Here is a 17,078-nt window from a genome sequence, read left to right as displayed (position 1 = left end):
GATCGGTCCCGCCGGACGGGCCGGAGCAACACCGGCCCCAGGCAACCGGGTTCGACCCGGACCCGGAAACGTCATGCCTGCCTCTCCCACCGGAGGAAAGCACCATGCGTCACACCGCCGCCAAGCTGTTCGCGACCGTCGCGATCGCCGCCTCCCTGGCCACCGTCGCCGCCGGCCAGGCCACCGCCGACCCGACCGTCACCCCGGCCGCCCAGGACATCGTGGGCACCGGCTCGGACACCATCCAGGCCGTGCTGAACCAGTTCTCGACCGACTACAACGCCTCGCTGACCGCGGCGCACGACACCACCTCGCCGCGCCTCTACAGCTGGGACGCCACCCCGGCCGGCAACATCACGCCGAAGACCGGTGCGAGCACCATCGCCCGCCCGAACGGCTCCGGCGGCGGCATCTCCGCGCTGAACAACAACACCCACACCACGGTGGACTTCGCCCGCTCCTCGCGTGGCCCGCAGAGCACCGACCCGTCCACCGACGACTTCGTGGCCTTCGCGCAGGACGGTGTCGCCTGGGCGGGCAACAGCACGGGCAACGCGCCGGCCAACCTGACCACGGCCGACCTCAAGGGCATCTACAGCTGCACCATCACCAACTGGAACCAGATCACCGACGTCTCCGGCTACACCGGCCCGAACGCCACCATCAAGGCCTACATCCCGCAGCTGAACTCCGGCACCCGGGCCTTCTTCCTGACGGCGATCAACGGTGGCACCACCGCGCTCACCCCCGGCTCCTGCGTGCAGAGCTACACCCCGGAGGAGAACGAGGGCACGGACTCGGTCTTCACCGACGCCAACGTGATCTTCCCGTACTCCGCCGCGCACTACATCGGCCAGACCGTGGGCGGCCACACCACCACGAGCGACGCCCCCGGCTCGCTGACCCTGCGCAGCGTGGACGGCGTCAACCCGATCGCCAGCAACGCCCTGAACCCGACCTTCACCGGCAGCAACTACGGCCGCACGGTCTACAACGTGGTCCGTGACTCGGAGTTCAACGGCACCGGCACCCAGGCCACCGCGCTGCAGAACATCTTCGGCGCCAGCGGCTGGATCTGCAACGACTCGACCGCCGCCGCCGACATCGCCAGCTACGGCTTCGCCGCCCTGCCGGCCTTCGCCTGCGGCGCCGTCGTCCACTCCTGAGCCAACTCGCCTGACCGCACCACCCGGCAGCAACCGGTAGCACCCAGCAGGACCAGCACCACACCCGACGGCCAGGGACTCTCCCTGGCCGTCGGGCCGCTCCCAGCCCAATGCCGTGCACGAAGGAGATCATCATGCGCCGGATCAGCCCCAGAATCGCCGCCACCGTCGCCATCGCCGCCGCCCTCGCGGTCACCGGCCTGAGCGACAGCGCGCTGGCCGACACCGCGACCACCACTGCCCCGTCCGGCAGCCTGGTGGTCCAGGAGGACAGCACCTTCCTGCAGAACTCGCTGCAGAGCGGCATCATCGCGATCGCGCTGCCGAACGCGACCCCGGGCTTCAACACCACCACCGGTCTCTCCGCCACCTTCCCGGTGACCGGCGGTGCGGTGCACCTGTCCGGCTTCTACGGTGCCGCGCAGCTCGGCGGCGGGCTGCTGCTGGTCAACGTGACCAACGGCAAGACCGTGATCTTCAACAACCTGGCCTTCGACGCCTCCAAGTGGGCGCTCACCGGCGTTCCGATGGGGCAGACCACCGCGGTCAAGCTGCTCGACCCGGCCCGCCCGGTGATCAGCACCAGCGGCACCACCCAGACCCTCAACTCCAGCGACCTGGAGATCGACGCGTCGGGTGCGGCGTTCGTGGACAACGCGCTGGGCACCACCTTCTTCGCGGGCCGCCAGCACGCCGGTACCGGCACGCTGACGTTCACCGCCGGCAGCTGACCTCTCCTGCTCCGGCATGGCTGGTCCGACGGGCTCACGCACCGCGCGTGGGCCCGTCGGCGCTTGCGGCGGGCAACAGAGCGGGCAACAGAGCGGGCAACGGGCGCGGGCAATGGCGCGGGCCACGGGGCGGGCCCGCTCCCCCCTGCCATCGGGGCCCGGTTGGGGTCTCGTACATCTGACCAGCCATCAAGTGTCATGTGGCCATGGGCGAATGGACTTACGGGAATCCGTGGGTCCATTCGCATGCCCGTAGCCATCGCACGCCCGCACCGTGCACTGCCGGAGGTATCCCTGATGAAAGTCCGTGACCGGAGCCCGAGAGGGCTCGGATGGTGGGCTCGAGCATGGTTGTCCGCCACCGTGGCCTGGGCGGTCGTCGCCCTGCTCGCGGTGCTGCCGCTCGGTGCCGGCACCGTCCAGCAGGCGCACGCGGACTCGGGGTCGAAGACCGTGCAGGGGCCGCCGGTCTGGATTCCGAGCGGGACCACCGGGGCCGGGACCACCGGGCCGAACGGCAGCGTCACGGTCACGCCCACCACCGGTCTGACCGACCAGGTCGTGCACGTGTCCTGGACGGGCTTCACGCCGAGCGTGAACCAGAGCGGGGGCGGGCCGGCGACGTACGCGGTGCCGAAGAACACCAAGGTCGACTACGCGGTTCGCGTCTACGAGTGCCGGGGGACGGATCCGCGGATCACCGACTGCTACGGCTCCAGCCTCTACGGTGCCGACGGCTCCAAGGGCTTCCTGCAGAAGGAGCCGGCGCCCGGGACCACCACGCCCGACCTCCCGTCCAACGCGGCGCTCGCGGTGACCGGGCCGGACGGTTCGGGCTCGGCGGACATCGAGACCTGGACGGCGGATCAGAGCCCGTCGCTGGGCTGTGACGCCACCCACGCGTGCTCGATCGTCGTGGAACCGAACTACGGTGGCGACAGCCTGGGGCTGACCGCCTTCCTGAAGCACCAGCCGCCCGGTACGACGCACTGCGAGGTGCACACCTACGACCGAGGGGTCCGCTTCACGGCGGAGGACCAGGTCACGGTCCAGCAGAGCTTCGGGTCGCCGTCGTACGCCTCGGGCGAGGCCTGCGCCTGGGCGAACAAGACCGTGGTGCCGCTGACCTTCGCGCCGACCGCCGCCAGCTGCGCGGCCGGGAACTCCGCCTTCAGCATGGCCGGTCTGCCGATGGCCGAGCGGGCGCTCCAGCAGTGGCGTGCGGGCGCCTGCCTGGCCACCAGCCCGCTCTACGCCGCCTACACCTCCCAGGGCGAGCCGCAGGCCCGCCAGTCCTTCCTGGGCGGCAGCGGCGCGGAAGTGGCCCTGACCTCCGTCCCCGACACGGGAGCGGCTCCCCGGCCCTACGTCTACGTGCCGCTGGTGAACTCCGCCATCTCGGTGGTCTTCGAGGTCGACGATCCGGTCACCGGCCGGCAGATCCGGCAGCTGCGGCTGAACGCGCGACTGCTGGCCAAGGAACTGACGCAGTCGTACTCGCAGGGTCCGGACGCGTTCGCGGCGGCCACGGTCAAGGGCAACCCGGAATGCCTGTTCCAGGACCCGGAGTTCCTGGCGCTCAATCCGGCCAGCCTGATCGCCCCGGCGCAGTGGCCCGCCTGCGACACCGTTCCGCAGAGCCTGCCCATCGTGGTCGGGAACTCCAGCGACATGGTGCGCCGGCTCACCTCCTGGATCATCGCCGACCCGCAGGCCGCCGCGTTCCTCCAGGGCGCGCCCGACAACTGGGGCATGCACGTCGACCCCGACTACCTGCGGCCCTCGTTCTCCGGCTACCCGACCGACATCCTGGTTCCGCAGGACTCCAGCGGCTTCGTCGCCATCGACGGCACGGACTACCACGAGAAGCAGTACGAGTGGGCGCCGGTGATCAGCGGGCTCACCGACACGGTGCGGCACGTCCTGGCCGCCACACCCACCTGCGAGCTGGTGGACCACACCGGTCTCTACCCCCGGTGCCCGGCGCAGAACGTGGGCCAGCGCCAGCTGATCGGCATCGTGGACAGCGCCGACGCCCAGGCGATGAGCCTGCCCGAGGCCCAACTGCTCAACCAGCAGGGCTCCTTCGTCGCGCCCACGCTGGCTTCGATGCAGGCCGCCGTCTCCGACATGCCGGTGGATCCGAAGACCTACACCCAGCAACTGCCGTACGGCGCCTCGGGCACGTCCTACGCGAACGACCCCAACGCCTACCCGCTGACCATGGTGCAGTACGCCATGGCGCCGACCGCCAACCTGGGCGATGCGAAGACGACCGCCGTCTCCCAGTTCCTCCAGCAGGTGACGGACTTCGGCGGCGGCCAGCTGTACGGGCGGGAGCCCGGCAAGCTCGGCCCCGGCTACGCGGATCTGACGCCGGCCCAGGCAGGGTTCGCGCAGGACGCGATCGCACACGTCGCCGCCCAGGACGGCACGCTGCCCGGTAACCAGGTCGCGCCGGCCACGCCGCCGCCGACCACCACGCCCGGTACGCCGCCGGCCACCCAGCCCGCGGCGCAGACCGCCGCCCAGCCGGTGGCGCAGGACAACAGCGGTACCGACAGCAACTCGGGAGTGAGCGGGAACTCCGGCAGCGGGATCACGGGCGCGGGGGACAACTCCGGCGCCGGCAACCCGCCCGCGCCCGGTGCCGCGTCCGCAGGCTCGCCGGCTCCGTCCGCCTCGGCCTCCGCCGCCGCGCCCGGCTCGGGACTTGCTCCGGTGGCCGCCGGCACCCCGTCGCCCGACCGGGCCGGGGTGGCCCGGCTGCTGCTCCCGGTGGTGCTGATCGTCGGCGCGGTGCTGCTGGTCGGTGGCCCGGCCGCGCTGCTGGTCAGCGGTACGGCGGCCGGTGCACGGCTGCTCACCCGTCTGCGTCGGGGCGCAGGCGCAGGCGGCCGCACGGGCTGAGCCCGCGTCGATCGGCCGGCCGGCGCCCCCCGGGGCCCGGCCGGCCGTCCCGAGGACCGACCCGCCCCCTGCCCGTGCGGCCGGGGGTGCCCCATCCTTTCGGAGCCGGAGAGCTGATCCGCCATGACCTCTGCACCACCGTTCGCGCCCCCGCCGTCCGCGCCCCCGCCGGAGCTGGACCGTCCACGGACGATCACGGCCCCCGCGACCCGGGGTGACCTGGTCTTCCGCGGCGTGCTGCGGCTGGCCGGCTACTCGGTCTTCGCGATCATGGGAATGATCGCCTTCTTCCTGCTGGTGCGCGGCACCGACGCCTTCCGGGCGACCGGCTGGTCCTTCCTGACCACCCAGGCCTGGCACCCCTCCGCCCACGTCTTCGGCATCGCGGCGGTGCTGCCCGACGGCATCCTGATCGCGCTGGTCGCGCTCGTCTTCGCCGTCCCGGTCTCGCTGGCGGCCGCGCTGTTCATCTCGGAGTACGCGCCGGTGCGGCTGCGCCGCGCGCTGGTCACCATGGTCGACCTGATGGCGGCGGTGCCCAGCATCATCTACGGCCTGTGGGGCTTCTTCTTCCTCCAGCAGCGGATCCTCGGCGTGGTCCGCTGGACGGCGCTGCACCTGGGCGGCATCCTGCCGTTCCTCAAGGTGCGCACCGGTGACATCGGCACCTCCTACACCTCCTCGACCTTCATCGCGGGCCTGGTGGTGGCGCTGATGATCACGCCGATCATCACCTCGCTCAGCCGCGAGGTCTTCTCGCAGGCACCGCAGGGCGAGCGCGAGGGCGCCTACGCGCTCGGCAGCACCCGCTGGGGCATGGTCCGCACGGTGGTGCTGCCGTTCGGCCGCGGCGGGGTGATCGGCGCGGTGATGCTGGGCTTCGGCCGGGCGATGGGCGAGACCATCGCGGTCGCGCTGATCATCTCGCCGTCGTTCAAGTTCACCGGTCACATCCTGGAGGCCGGCGCCAACTCGATCTCCGCCCTGATCGCGCTGCAGTTCAGCGAGTCCGACGGCCTCGCGCTCTCCGCGCTGATGGCGGCCGGCCTGGTGCTCTTCGCGGTCACCCTGGTGGTCAACGTGCTGGCGGGCATCGTGGTCAACCGCTCCCGGTCCGGTGCCGCGACGGCGGACTGACCGCGCCGACCCACTCCACTCGATGTCCCAACTCATCTGCTGACCAGCCCACTTGACGACCCAGTCCATCGGACCCGAAGGGGACACCACCGTGACCACCGTCCAGCTGACCGGGAGTTCGGCGCCGGCCGCTCCGGCCCCCGTGCCGCAGGCCGTCGAGCGCCGCCGCCGGCTCGGCGGGGTCACCCGAGCCGAGGCCGGCACGCTCCTCGCCGCCCTGGCGGGATCGCTCGCCCTCGACTGGCTGCTCTACGAGCGGCTGCTGCCGTTCAGCGGTGCCCAGGGCTTCCTGGGCCTCTGGTACCTGCTCTTCCTCGGCTTCAGCTACGCGCTCGGGATCGTGCAGTGGCCCCGGCTGATGGTCCGGGAGCGGATCGTCACGCTGATCGCCTGGAGCTCCGGGCTGCTGCTGGCCTGCCTGATCGTCGAGCAACTCGTCTTCCTCACCATGCGCGGCCTGCACGCCGCCGAGCACGGCAACTTCTTCACCCAGACCATGGCCCGGACCTCCGCCGTCTCGCCGATCACCTCGGGCGGCGCGCTGCACGCGGTGATCGGTTCGCTCGAACAGATCGGCCTGGCCACGCTCTTCGCGGTGCCGCTGGGCATCGCCGCGGCGGTCTTCATGTCGGAGGTCGGCGGCCGCACGGCCCGTCCGGTGCGCACCCTGGTCGAGGCGATGACCGCGCTGCCGTCGATCGTCGCGGGCCTGTTCGTGCTGGGCGTGGTGATCCTCGGTTTCGGGTTCGAGGCGAGCGGCTTCGCGGCCTCGATCGCGCTCACCGTGATGATGATGCCGATCGTCACCCGGGCCGCCGAGGTGGTGATCCGGCTGGTCCCCGGCACCCTGCGGGAGGCCTCCTACGCGCTCGGCGGCAGCCAGTGGCGGACGGTGCTGAACGTGGTGCTGCCGACCGCCCGCCCCGGTCTGGCCACCGCCGTGATCCTCGGCATGGCGCGCGGCATCGGCGAGACCTCGCCCGTGCTGCTCACCGCCGGTGTCACGTCGGGGATGAACTCCAACCCCTTCGCCGGCCACCAGATGAGCCTGCCGCTCTACATCTGGACCTACGTCCGCCAGCCGTACCCCAGCATGATCGCGCGAGGCTTCGCCGCCGGGCTGACCCTGATGGCCATGGTGCTGGTGCTCTTCGTGGTCGCCCGGCTGATCGGCGGCCGGCGACCGGGCGACCTGAGTGCCCGTCAGCGCCGCAGGCTCGCCCGTCAGGCGGCCGCCCGATGAACCGGTTCCCCGTCAGGCCGGGCTCCCGCAGCGGAGACCGGCATCTCGAAGACCGCCACCTCGCAGACAGTTCCATAGGAGGACGTGCCATGCCGTGGGCCACCGCTCACCGCCCCGCCCGCTCGCCGGGCGCCAGCCGAGGGGTCGGCCGGGTGCTGGCCCTGCTGCTCTCCTTCCTGCTCACCACGTTCGCCGTGCTGCTCGGGCCGGCCGGCCCGGCCTTCGCCGCCACGACCCTGAACTCCGACGGGTCGAGCTGGGCGGGCCCGGCCATCGAGAAGTGGCGCACCGACGTCGCCTCGCAGGGCATCAACATCAACTTCAACCCGAACGGCTCCGCGGCCGGCCGCCAGCAGTGGGAGAACGGGCAGGACGACTTCACCGCCTCCGACGTCCCGTTCCGCACCGCGATCGACACCGGGGCCAACCAGCAGGAGCAGGGCTCGGGTATCGCGAGCGCGGAGAACCCGACCTACGGCTTCTCCTACGTGCCGATCACCGCGGGTGGCACCGCGTTCATGTACAACCTGGCGATCGGCGGGAAGCAGATCACCAACCTGCGCCTGACGCCGGACGACCTGGTCGACATCTTCACCGGGAAGCTGACCTGGTGGGACGACCCGAAGATCACCGCGGCGTACGGCAAGGCGCTGCCGCACATCCCGATCACGCCCGTGGTCCGCTCCGACGGCTCCGGTGCGACGGCGCAGTTCACCCGCTGGATGGAGCACACGCACCAGGGGCAGTGGGACCAGTACTGCTCCGGCGTCAACGGCGTCACCTGCGGTGACTACACGGAGTTCTTCCCGCCGTCGGGCCGGATGCTCGCGCAGAACGGGTCCGACCAGGTGGCCCACTACATCGAGCAGCCCTCCGGCCTCGGCGCGATCGGCTACGACGAGTACGCGTTCGCGCTGACCAGCGGCTGGCCGGTGGTCAAGGTGCTGAACCCGGCCGGGTACTACAGCCTGCCCACCGCCTCCAACGTGGCGGTGGCGCTCACCGCGGCGAAGATCCGCGGGGTGGACGACAACACCCCGCCGACCGACCCGAACTACCTGCAGCAGAACCTCGACGGCGTCTACACCAACGCCGACCCGCGCTCGTACCCCATCTCCAGCTACAGCTACGTGATCGTGCCGCGCAAGGGCGCCACGCTGAACCCGCCGCCGAAGTTCACCGACCCCAAGGGCGCGGCGCTCAGCCAGTACCTCGACTACGTGCTCTGCGGGGGACAGGCGACCGGCACCAGCGGGATCGACTCGATCGGGTACTCGCCGATCCCCCGGGGCCTGGTCAAGGGCGGCCTGCTCCAGGTCGCGCAGATCCCCGGTTATGCCGGGAACGTCGACCCCAACTCGCTGAACAACTGCCCCAACCCGACCTTCGACAGCAGCGGCAACCTGATCATCCTGAAGAACGCCCCGCAGCCGAACCCCTGTGACCAGCAGAGCCAGCCGCTCACCTGCACCACGGGCGGCCCCTCGGCGGGCGGCTCGGGCTCCGGTGGCGGCAGCGGTTCGGCCGGCGCCGGGGCGGGCGGCAAGGGCGGTACCGGCAAGGGTGGTTCGACCAAGGGCTCCGGCTCCGGCGGGGGCACCGGTGGGACCGCCGGCGGCTCCGGCTCCGGCGGTGGCTCGGGCGGCGCCGCGACCGGGACCGGTGCGGGCGGCGACGGCTCGGCGTCCGCCGGCGCGGATTCCGGTGGCACCACCGTCGATCCGCAGACCGGCGAGGTGGTCCCGGCCGGCGGGGGCGGCGGTGCGAGCGACGTGGCCGCCAGTGTGGTCAACGTCGGCGACCGGCCGCAGAACTGGACGCTGACCACGATCACCGCGCTGGAACTGCTCGCCGTGGTGGCCGTCCCGCCGTTCCTCGGCGGCTGGCTGCGCCGCCGCCGGGCGGCCGGCTCCTCGGGAGGCCCGCGATGACCGCCGCGACCGAGGCCCCGGTGGGCACCGACGCCTCGGCCACCGATGACACCGTGGTGCTGCCGACCTTGCCGGAGCCCGGATCCGACGCGGCGGCGGCCCAGGTCCCGGTCGGGCGCCGTCGGGTGCTGCAGGTGGGCTGGGCGGCGACGCTGCTCTCGGTGCTGCTGCTCGGCTTCGCGGTCTACCTGACCGCGCTCTCGCCGCTGCAGGAGATGCACTACCAGGCCGCCGCCTACCAGACCTTCCGCTACCAGCTCTCCCAGGCGACCGCGCCGGTCGGCTCGGCGGCGGACGGCCAGCCGGTGGCGATCGTGGACATCCCGAAGATCGGCCTGCACCACGCGGTGGTGGTCGAGGGGACCACCGGGCGCGACCTGATGCGCGGCCCCGGCCACCGGCGGGACACCGCGCTGCCGGGCCAGGCCGGAGTCTCGGTGCTGTTCGGGCGCGGCGCCTCGTTCAACGCGCCGTTCGGGCGGCTGTCCGAACTGCGGGTCGGCGACCAGATCTTCGTCTCCACCGGGCAGGGGCAGTTCAGCTACACCGTCAACGTCTACGGCGACGGCAACCACCCGGTGCGCGACCCCGACCCCGACCGGCTGGTGCTGACCACCAGCGACTCCGGCTGGATCCCGACCAACACCGTCCTGGTCGGGGCCCGCCTGGACGGCGACCCGCAGCCCGATCCGCACGGGCGCCCCGGACAGGTGGCGGCCGACCACGCGCTGGCGCAGGACACCGGGGCGCTGGCCGCCTTCCAGCTCTGGTCGGCGGCGCTGCTGGTCGCCGTGCTGGCCGCCACCCTGGCGGTGCGCTACTGGCACCGCAGGGCCGCCTACCTGACCTTCGCACCGGTGCTGGCCGCGCTGCTCTGGGCCTGCTACGAGAACGCCGCCGCGCTGCTGCCCAACCTCTACTGACCTGATGTGCACCAGAGCTGACGTGAGGTCAGCCCCGCGAAAGGACCCCGTCCGATGACCACCACCGTCCCTGGGCAGTCGCCGGCGGCCCAGTCGGACCGGCTCTCCGGCCTGGAGACCCGGGACATCTCGGCCTGGTTCGGCTCCCACAAGGTGCTGGAGCGGGTCTCGCTGAGCATGGCGGCCGGCGAGGTCACCGCGCTGATCGGGCCCTCCGGCTGCGGCAAGTCCACCTACCTGCGGATCCTCAACCGGATGCACGAGATGGTCCGCGGCGCCCAACTGGCCGGCGAGGTGCTGCTGGAGGGCGAGGACGTCTACGCGCACGGGCGCCGTCCGGCCGAGGTGCGGCGCCGGATCGGCATGGTGTTCCAGCGGCCCAACCCGTTCCCGGCGATGTCGATCGCCGACAACGTGGCCAGTGGGCTCAAGCTGGCCGGGATCAAGGTCAGCAGGGAGCACCGCGCGCACCTGATCGAGGAGAGCCTGCGCCGGGCCGGACTGTGGAACGAGGTCAGCAGCCGGCTCGGCACCCCGGGCGGCGCGCTCTCCGGTGGCCAGCAGCAACGCCTGTGCATCGCCCGCTCGTTGGCGGTGGAGCCGGAGATCCTGCTGATGGACGAGCCCTGCTCGGCGCTGGATCCGACCTCCACCCGGCGGGTCGAGGAGACCATCGCCGAGCTGCGCGGGCGGCTGACCATCGTCATCGTCACCCACAACATGCAGCAGGCGCAGCGGGTTTCGCAGTCCTGCGCGTTCTTCCTGGCCAGCCACGACACCCCGGGTCGGATCGTGGAGGCCGGGCCGACCGAGCAGATCTTCGGCAGGCCGGCCGACCAGCGCACCGCCGACTACGTCAACGGGCGCTTCGGATAGCCAGGCTGACGGTGCATCAGACCAGTCAGACCAGGGCTCGGGTGATCAGTTCCTCGATCACCCGGGCCACGCCGTCGTCCTGGTTGCTCAGCGTGTGCTGGGCGACGGCGGCGAGCACCTCGGGGTGGGCGTTGGCGACCGCGTAGGAGGTGCCGGCCCAGGCCAGCATCTCCAGGTCGTTCGGCATGTCCCCGAAGGCGACCACCTCGCTGCGGTCGATGTCCAGTTCGGCGCACCAGCGGGCCAGCGTGCTCGCCTTGGTGACGCCGCGCGCGCTGATCTCCAGCAGTGGGATCGGGCTGGAGCGGGTGATCTCGGCGAGCGGGCCGACGGCCTCCCGGGCCTCGGCGAGGAAGGCGTCGGGGTCGCGGTCGGGGTGCTTGGCGAGGATCTTGTAGCTGCCGAGCGCCGCGCCCGCGTACTCGCCGGTGCCGCCGTCGGCCAGCAGCAGCTCGGCGGGGGCGATGGCGTGCGCCTCGTCGTCGCCCCACATCGGGGTCTCGTAGTGCGGCTCGCGGGCGAAGCCCTGCTCGTACTCGAAGGCGAAGGCGATCTCGGGCAGCCGCTCGCGCAGCCTGGCCACCACCGCGCGGGCGTCCTGTCCGCTCAGCGGGAAGCTCTCCAGCAGCCGCTCGCGCCGCACGTCGTAGACCGCGCCGCCGTTGGAGCAGATCGCCACGCCGTGGCCGCCGATGTGTCCGCTCAGCAGCCGCATCCAGCGCGGCGGTCGTCCGGTGACGAAGACCACCTGGAGGCCCGCGTCCTCGGCGGCGGCCAGCGCCGCGGCGGTCCGCTCGGAGACGGTGCCGCCGTGGCAGAGCAGGGTGCCGTCGAGGTCGGTGGCGATCAGGCGGGGGCGTGCGGCGGGCTCGGTCACCCGTCCATCCTCGCAGCTGCTCCAAGCCGCGAGTTGGGCGTCCAAAAAATTGACGGCGCGCGGTCAACCCCCGTGTGACCGCGCGCCGCCAGGGGAGCCGTCTATTTTGTTGGACGGCTCGCGCTCGAAAGATACGCTGAACCCTCCCTGGGCTGTCAACCGTAATGACATGTGGGTCGGCAAGTGACCAAAAGGGAAGGAACTTTCCGTTCCGCTCGTACCGAGCGTCCATTTCAGTGGATACTGGGGCCTACAGCACGGAAACAGCATCCGCGCGCGCCATGACGCAGTCGCCGCGCCCGCGGACCGGGGGAGCAGGGAGTGGCGATGGCGATGTCGATGCCCGAGCAGGCCCAGGACCGCCGACGCACCCTCGCGCAGAGACTCGACCACCTCTTCCAGGAGATCCACCCGGCGGGGCGCGGCCCGTTCAGCTACCACGAGGTCGCCCAGGCGATCCGCGAACAGGCCGGACCGGACGGGCCGACCGTCTCGCACGGCACCCTGCAGCAGATCCGCACCGGCGCCAAGACCAACCCGACGGTGAAGACCCTGGAGGCCATCGCGACCTTCTTCGGGGTGCCCACCGCGTACTTCCTGGACGACACGGTCGCGGACCGGGTGGACGCCCGGGTGCGCGAGCTGAAGGCGGGCGTGGCGCCGCCGTCCGCCGCCGGCTCCGCGAAGTCCGCGGCCAAGGCGGCCACCCCCGCCGACGAGCTGGCCGACGTGCTGGCCGACAGCAACATCCGCGCGGTCGCCTTCCGGCTGGCCGGCCTGTCGCCGCGCGCGCTCAAGGGGCTGCGGGCGATCGTCGACCAGGTCCGGGAGGTCGAGGGACTGCCCGAGGTCGGCCGCGCCAGGCGCGGGCGCGACCGGATCGCCTAGGTCCTGTACGGCGGATCTTTCCGGGCCCGCGACGCCGGGCATCCCGGCTGGACGCACGCCCGAATCGCCCAAGTACGTCCAGTACGAGGACGACTCGGGCGCACGCCCAGCCGGGCGCCCAACGCCGTGGGCTCATCCGAAAAGATCCGCCGTACAGGCCCTAGGCCCTGTCCGGCCCGCTGCGCCCACCCCGTGCTGGCGGTCCGCGCGGTGAACGGCGCCGTACGCCAAGGACACCGCACCTGCACGCCACCGCACGTGACCGCTGCGGGACCGGGCGTTTAAGCTACTGGCTCGATCGTCCGAGCACGGTCGGCGGATCGGCCCGGGTCGCCCCGGTGATCGAACGGTGGCAGAACGGCGGCGGAGCGATGGCGGAGAGGGCAGGCGGGCCATGAGGTGGCGCAGGCAGCCGCGGTCCCGGTTGGCCGAGCTGGCGGACCGGCTGGTCATGACGCAGCCGTTCCAGCTGGAGGAGTTCTGCGCGGCGATCGGCCGTGAGCGGGGCCGCCCGCTGCGCCTGCTGCCGCTGGAGAACGCCGCCGGTGCCGACCTGCCGTGCGGCCTCTGGGTCGGCCTGGACACCGCCGACCTGATCTTCTACGAGGCGGGGGCGGCACCGATCCTGAAGGCCCAGATCGTGCTGCACGAGGTGTCACACATGCTGCTCGGCCACGTCTCCCCCGAGGGGACCTCGCTCGCTGAGTTCGCCGAGTTCGCCGAGTTCGCCGAACGCGTCGAACAGGTTCGACTCGCCGAGCGGGCCGAGGCCGAACCGGCGGCGCGGGTCGCAGAGGCCGCCGCCGTGGACCACGCGACGCAGGACGCCGAGCTCGGGCTGGCCACCGACCGGCTGCTCGCGCTGCTCGCCCGCAACGGCTACAGCAGCCGCCAGGAGGCCGACGCGGAGTCGCTCGCCACGCTGATCCTGGAGCGCGCCACCAGGGCCGGTGCGGAGGTCGGCGCCCGAAGCTCCGACGCGGTGCTGAGCCGGCTCAACGACGCCCTCGGCCACCCGGCGCGGCGCGCATGACGGCCGCGTGCCAGCTCGCCGCCGGGCTGGCGGCGGCTCCGCAGCCCGCCGACCCGGTGTCGCTCGGCCACCTCCTGGTGCTGGCGATGCTCTGGCTGGTGACCGCCTGGCGGCTGCCCGCCGCCGTCCGCAACCCGCGCCAGCGCACCCTCTGGACCGCCTTCGCCGCTCTGGCGGTCTCGATCACCCTGGGCCTGCCGGCGATCACCGACTGGGTGGACACGGCCAGCGGCGTCCACAACGTGGTGATGGTGATCAAGCACCTGATCGGCCTGGTCGCCTGCGACGGGGTGCTCGCCTTCGTGACCGCCACCACCCGCCCCGAGTCGGCGCCCCGGCTGCGCCGTCTGCAGCTGGCCGTCCTGTTCGCCGCGCAGGCCGGGCTGGTGGTCAGCTTCTGCCTGCTGCGGCACACGGTCGAGGTCGCCGACTTCTTCCAGGACTACCCGGGCTCGGTCCCCGTGGCGGTGTACGAGCTGACCTTCGCGGGCTACCTGGGGTCCGCGATGGGCTTCGCCTCCTGGCTGTTCGGCACCTCCGCCCGCCGGGCCGCGGCCGGCTGGCTGCGCACCGGCCTGCGGGTGCTGGGCGCGGGCACCACGGCCGGCTTCTGCTACGCGGCGCTGCGGGTCTGCCAGGTGGTGCTCCAGCTCGACGACCGGCCGATGTTCCTGCGGGCCTCGCTGCTGTACGACATCGAGTGGACGGCGATCGCGCTGATCCTGCTGGGCAGCTCGATCCCGGCGGTCGGCAGCGCCTGGACCGCGCTGCGGGCCTGGCGCACCGCCCGCCGGCTGCGACCGCTGTGGGCGGCGCTCACGACGGCGGTGCCCGAGGTGGTGCTGACCGCCCCGCTCGGCCGCAGCCCCCGGGTGCTGCTGCACCGCAGGGTGATCGAGATCCGCGACGCTTCGCTGGTGCTGGCCGGCTACGCCGACGAGGAGCTGCGCGAGCGCGTCGCCCGGCAGGCCGGCACCGACCGCCCGGAGCTGGCCGAGGCGCTGCTGCTGCGGGCCTGCGGCGCCCAGAAGCTGGCCGGCCGGTTCCCCGGCCACCAGGCCGCGCCGCAGCCCACCGAGAGCTTCGCCGAGCTCGACTTCGAGGCCGAGACCCGCCGCCTGCTCAGCCTCGCCGCCGCGCACCGGTCGGCTTCCGCCATCCCCGTCATCGATCCCGAACTCCAGGACGTTCCGTGACCCCGCTCCCCGTCTCCCCTGTCGACCCCGCCGCCCCGCCCGCCGCCACGCCGTCGCCCGCCGCCACCGAGCCGCGCTTCGCCCGGCGGGTCACCGACGGCCTCGAGCCGAAGAACTGGATCATCGCGGTCACCCTGCTGATCGGCTGGCAGGCCGGCCGGTGGAGCGGGGTCGGCTGGGGGCTGACGGCGGCGCTCTTCTCCGGGGTGATCCCGATCCTGCTGATCAAGGCGGGCGAGCGGCGCGGGCACTGGGGCGACCGGCACGTGCGGCGGCGGCAGGACCGGCTGGTGGTGATACCGCTGATCATGGCCTCGGTGACGGTCGGGATGACCCTGCTGCTGGTCGGCGGCGCCCCGGCGGCGCTGGTCGCCCTGGTCGCCGCGATGCTGGCCAGCCTCGTGGTGATCCTCGCGGTCACCACGGTGTGGAAGGTCAGCGTGCACACCGCCGTCTCGTCCGGCGCGATCATGATGCTCGCCTGCTCGTACGGCCCCTGGCTGCTCGCGCTCTACCCCCTGGTCGCGCTGGTCGGTTGGTCCCGGGTGGTGCTGCGCGACCACACCCTGGCGCAGGTCCTGGTGGGGACGGTGCTCGGCGCGGCGGTCGCCACGCCGGTCTTCCTCGCGCTGCGCTGAGCGGCGCGTCGCTGCGTTGAGCCGCGCTGGGCCGGGCCGACGTCGGTCAGGGGTGTCGAGGGGTCAAGTCCCCGCCTAGTGACAGAAGTTCTCAGTCTTCGCTGAGTCATTTGGCGCAGCATCCCGCGCGCGGCCCTGGGCCGCTGCCTAACGTGGCGGCAGGAGCGAGGCCGGCGGCCGGTCCCTCGGCGCCACTTCGGACCTCGCTCTCGCCCCCACTCCTTCAGCGGCTCCCGGATTCGCCGGGCGCTGCCCCGTGCCTGCCCAGGAGGCAGTACGTGACTGTCCGTATCCGTATCCGTACCCGCCGGTTCGCGGCGCTGGCCGCGCTGACCGTCACCATGGCGACCGGTGCCGGCACCGCGCACGCCGTGGCCGCCCGGCCCGGCGGCTCCGTGCCGTTCATCGCCCCGCTCGACACCGTGTCGAACGTCGCCTCGACGGTCCCCGCCAACGGCGACATGAACCCGTACGGCACCGTCGTGATCCACGAGAACGCCGGCGAGCTGCGTGCCGGCAACGTGCTGGTCAGCAACTTCAACAACAGTCAGAACCAGCAGGGCACCGGCACCACGCTGGTCCAGATCAGCCCCGACGGCCAGGTGCGCCAGTTCGCCCGGATCGACCCGAACAACCTGCCCGGCTCCTGCCCCGGCGGGGTCGGTCTGACCACCGCACTCACGGTGCTGCCCGACGGTTGGGTGGTGGTCGGCAGCCTGCCGACCACCGACGGCACCGCCGCCACCGCCCAGGCGGGCTGCCTGCTGGTGCTCGACAAGCACGGCACGGTCCGCGAGACGCTCGCCGGCGACGGCATCAACGGCCCGTGGGACATGACCTCGGTCAGCCACAGCGACCGCAGCGAGCTCTTCGTCACCAACGTGCTCAACGGCACCGTGGCGGGCGGCGGCAACGAGGTGGACCAGGGCACGGTGCTGCGGATCACGCTGCGCACCGGCCGGGACGACCAGCCGCCGGTCCGGGAGGCGACCACCGTGATCGGCTCCGGGTTCGGTCAGCGGACCGACCCGAACGCCCTGGTGATCGGCCCGACCGGGGTGGGCCTGGGCCGGGAGGGCAAGCTCTACGTGGCCGACACCCTGCACAACCGGATCACCGAGATCCCCGACGCCGAGCACCGCGACAGCGACGCCCTCACCGGCCGTCAGGTCTCCATCGGCGACCACCTGAACGGCCCGCTGGGCCTGGCCATCGCCCCCAACGGCGACATCCTGACGGTCAACAGCGGCGACGGCCTGCTCGTCGAGACCACCTGGTGCGGCGATCAGGTCGCCACCAAGCAGCTCGACTCCAGCGGCAACCCGCCCGGCGCGGGAGCGCTCTTCGGCCTGGCCGTCGACCGCGACAAGGACAGCGTCTACTTCGTGGACGACGCCACCAACATGCTCGCCCAGCTGCACTGACGGCCACCCGCACGCCGGGGCCCGTGGCGGCGCCCGATCGTGCGCCGCCACGGGCCGGTCCGGGTGCCTGGAACCAGCGCCCGCCAGGCGGTATGACAGATCTGC

At 72.4% G+C, this 17,078-nt stretch carries 14 protein-coding genes; 13 read left to right on the top strand and 1 reads right to left on the bottom strand.

The window, feature by feature from the left end:
• Nucleotides 1-104 precede the first annotated feature (104 nt).
• The 8 genes from ABH937_RS03405 (at nucleotide 105) to ABH937_RS03370 (ending at nucleotide 10,917) form a co-directional block, all read left to right on the top strand.
• Nucleotides 105-1,166, top strand: a complete 1,062-nt coding sequence (locus ABH937_RS03405; protein WP_280691179.1) for a PstS family phosphate ABC transporter substrate-binding protein — start codon at nucleotides 105-107, stop codon at nucleotides 1,164-1,166.
• 134 nt (nucleotides 1,167-1,300) lie between these two features.
• On the top strand, nucleotides 1,301-1,897 hold the full coding sequence (locus ABH937_RS03400) for a hypothetical protein (protein WP_280691178.1): 597 nt from the start codon (nucleotides 1,301-1,303) through the stop codon (nucleotides 1,895-1,897).
• A 351-nt stretch (nucleotides 1,898-2,248) separates the two neighbouring features.
• The gene (locus tag ABH937_RS03395; RefSeq protein ID WP_370217152.1) at nucleotides 2,249-4,807 is read left to right on the top strand and encodes a hypothetical protein; all 2,559 of its coding nucleotides are present in this window, start codon (nucleotides 2,249-2,251) and stop codon (nucleotides 4,805-4,807) included.
• A 123-nt stretch (nucleotides 4,808-4,930) separates the two neighbouring features.
• Nucleotides 4,931-5,944, top strand: a complete 1,014-nt coding sequence (gene pstC / locus ABH937_RS03390) for a phosphate ABC transporter permease subunit PstC (RefSeq protein WP_370217151.1) — start codon at nucleotides 4,931-4,933, stop codon at nucleotides 5,942-5,944.
• Between the two features lie 91 nt (nucleotides 5,945-6,035).
• Complete coding sequence (pstA, locus tag ABH937_RS03385) at nucleotides 6,036-7,187, top strand: phosphate ABC transporter permease PstA (RefSeq protein WP_370217150.1); 1,152 nt, start codon at nucleotides 6,036-6,038, stop codon at nucleotides 7,185-7,187.
• Between the two features lie 89 nt (nucleotides 7,188-7,276).
• Nucleotides 7,277-9,118, top strand: a complete 1,842-nt coding sequence (locus tag ABH937_RS03380) for a substrate-binding domain-containing protein (protein WP_370217148.1) — start codon at nucleotides 7,277-7,279, stop codon at nucleotides 9,116-9,118.
• A complete protein-coding gene (locus ABH937_RS03375; protein WP_370217147.1) occupies nucleotides 9,115-10,041 on the top strand; it encodes a sortase in 927 nt (308 codons plus the stop codon). Before ABH937_RS03380 ends, ABH937_RS03375 begins: the two co-directional genes overlap by 4 nt.
• A 54-nt stretch (nucleotides 10,042-10,095) precedes the next feature.
• Nucleotides 10,096-10,917, top strand: coding sequence for a phosphate ABC transporter ATP-binding protein (locus ABH937_RS03370; protein ID WP_370217145.1), 822 nt, complete (start codon nucleotides 10,096-10,098; stop codon nucleotides 10,915-10,917).
• Between the two features lie 25 nt (nucleotides 10,918-10,942).
• On the opposite strand, the gene ABH937_RS03365 is transcribed toward ABH937_RS03370, so the two are convergent.
• Nucleotides 10,943-11,794, bottom strand: a complete 852-nt coding sequence (locus tag ABH937_RS03365; RefSeq protein WP_280691171.1) for an HAD family hydrolase — start codon at nucleotides 11,792-11,794, stop codon at nucleotides 10,943-10,945.
• A 327-nt stretch (nucleotides 11,795-12,121) separates the two neighbouring features.
• Between ABH937_RS03365 and ABH937_RS03360 the strand changes: the two genes are divergently transcribed.
• The 5 genes from ABH937_RS03360 to ABH937_RS03340 all read left to right on the top strand — a co-directional run bounded on the left by ABH937_RS03360 (nucleotide 12,122) and on the right by ABH937_RS03340 (nucleotide 16,973).
• On the top strand, nucleotides 12,122-12,682 hold the full coding sequence (locus ABH937_RS03360) for a helix-turn-helix transcriptional regulator (protein ID WP_280691170.1): 561 nt from the start codon (nucleotides 12,122-12,124) through the stop codon (nucleotides 12,680-12,682).
• Between the two features lie 451 nt (nucleotides 12,683-13,133).
• Complete coding sequence (locus ABH937_RS03355) at nucleotides 13,134-13,715, top strand: hypothetical protein (RefSeq protein WP_370217143.1); 582 nt, start codon at nucleotides 13,134-13,136, stop codon at nucleotides 13,713-13,715.
• The gene (locus tag ABH937_RS03350) at nucleotides 13,712-14,911 is read left to right on the top strand and encodes an MAB_1171c family putative transporter (RefSeq protein ID WP_370217141.1); all 1,200 of its coding nucleotides are present in this window, start codon (nucleotides 13,712-13,714) and stop codon (nucleotides 14,909-14,911) included. The genes ABH937_RS03355 and ABH937_RS03350 overlap by 4 nt, the downstream gene beginning before the upstream one ends.
• On the top strand, nucleotides 14,908-15,549 hold the full coding sequence (locus tag ABH937_RS03345) for a hypothetical protein (protein WP_280691167.1): 642 nt from the start codon (nucleotides 14,908-14,910) through the stop codon (nucleotides 15,547-15,549). The genes ABH937_RS03350 and ABH937_RS03345 overlap by 4 nt, the downstream gene beginning before the upstream one ends.
• Nucleotides 15,550-15,827: 278 nt before the next feature.
• Nucleotides 15,828-16,973 (top strand): hypothetical protein, encoded by a 1,146-nt coding sequence (locus tag ABH937_RS03340; RefSeq protein ID WP_370217139.1) that lies wholly within the window; start codon nucleotides 15,828-15,830, stop codon nucleotides 16,971-16,973.
• Nucleotides 16,974-17,078 lie beyond the last annotated feature (105 nt).

Origin of the sequence: Kitasatospora sp. GAS1066B, assembly GCF_041262605.1 — a bacterium.
Lineage (GTDB): Bacteria > Actinomycetota > Actinomycetes > Streptomycetales > Streptomycetaceae > Kitasatospora.
Note: the sequence above shows the minus strand (reverse complement) of the source record. Positions and strands in the feature narration are given on the sequence as shown.

Coding starts and splice junctions, on each gene's coding strand:
- ABH937_RS03405 (WP_280691179.1), top strand. CDS start 105: ATGCGTCACACCGCCGCCAAGCTGTTCGCGACCGTCGCGATCGCCGCC.
- ABH937_RS03400 (WP_280691178.1), top strand. CDS start 1,301: ATGCGCCGGATCAGCCCCAGAATCGCCGCCACCGTCGCCATCGCCGCC.
- pstC (WP_370217151.1), top strand. CDS start 4,931: ATGACCTCTGCACCACCGTTCGCGCCCCCGCCGTCCGCGCCCCCGCCG.
- ABH937_RS03380 (WP_370217148.1), top strand. CDS start 7,277: ATGCCGTGGGCCACCGCTCACCGCCCCGCCCGCTCGCCGGGCGCCAGC.
- ABH937_RS03375 (WP_370217147.1), top strand. CDS start 9,115: ATGACCGCCGCGACCGAGGCCCCGGTGGGCACCGACGCCTCGGCCACC.
- ABH937_RS03370 (WP_370217145.1), top strand. CDS start 10,096: ATGACCACCACCGTCCCTGGGCAGTCGCCGGCGGCCCAGTCGGACCGG.
- ABH937_RS03360 (WP_280691170.1), top strand. CDS start 12,122: ATGGCGATGTCGATGCCCGAGCAGGCCCAGGACCGCCGACGCACCCTC.
- ABH937_RS03355 (WP_370217143.1), top strand. CDS start 13,134: ATGACGCAGCCGTTCCAGCTGGAGGAGTTCTGCGCGGCGATCGGCCGT.
- ABH937_RS03350 (WP_370217141.1), top strand. CDS start 13,712: ATGACGGCCGCGTGCCAGCTCGCCGCCGGGCTGGCGGCGGCTCCGCAG.